The organism is Nodularia chucula CCY0103 (genome assembly GCF_963923915.1).
Taxonomy (GTDB): Bacteria; Cyanobacteriota; Cyanobacteriia; order Cyanobacteriales; family Nostocaceae; genus Nodularia; species Nodularia chucula.
Genome location: NZ_CAWUOL010000214.1, coordinates 1 through 718, shown reverse-complemented (window position 1 = coordinate 718; position 718 = coordinate 1). Strand labels below are relative to the sequence as shown.

The window sequence follows — 718 nt, the reverse complement described above, 5'->3', positions numbered from 1 at the left end:
CCATATTTTGGGTTATTTTTATCACCTCTTTCTTAACATTCAACACTTCTGAATAGATATATGAAAAAATTATCTATTACTCCAATAGAACTAAAACTAGAAGGAATTGACTTTTAGAAGTAGAAGGTTACTGTAATAAAATTTTTGATGAAGAGGACATATGAAATAAGTAGGTGGGCGTGAAATAACCAAAATGTGTAACAATAAGTAAATACAGTAAATAAGATAAATGGGTATAAAAAATGCCAGCACGTCTTAGAGTATTTCTGAACCAAGAAGAAGATAGAACTTTATTTGAGTTAAGGACAGCCATAACGGTATCACAAAAAGTAAAAGATAGAGCCGAAGTGGTGAGGTTAAATTCTCGTGGATGGTATGTGGAAAAAATAGCAGCCCATTTTAATTGGGCAGACCAAACAGTAAGGGAAACACTTCATAAATGGGATAAAAAAGGTTTAGGGGGACTATGGGATGCACCGGGTAAAGGAGGAATCCAAAAGTGGAAAGAAGAGGATATTGTTTATTTAGAAGAATGCCTCAAAAACGAACCACGGACATATAATATAGGACTCCTATTTGATTTCTGAACGGATTTTAAGATAAACGCCTCGTTGGATAAAGATTTTAATCTCAGTATGTTTTCAAAATTCAAACCGGATTCCTATAGTCGTCAATTATCAATAAAGCTAGAGAAAGAAAGAAATATTAAGTTGAGTCC

Annotated in this window: 1 pseudogene; it reads left to right on the top strand. The window is 33.3% G+C overall.

From position 1 onward, the window contains the following. Positions 1-242 precede the first annotated feature (242 nt). A pseudogene (locus tag ACM0OP_RS24265) lies at positions 243-563 on the top strand (helix-turn-helix domain-containing protein); the annotation flags it as partial. Positions 564-718: the final 155 nt, after the last annotated feature.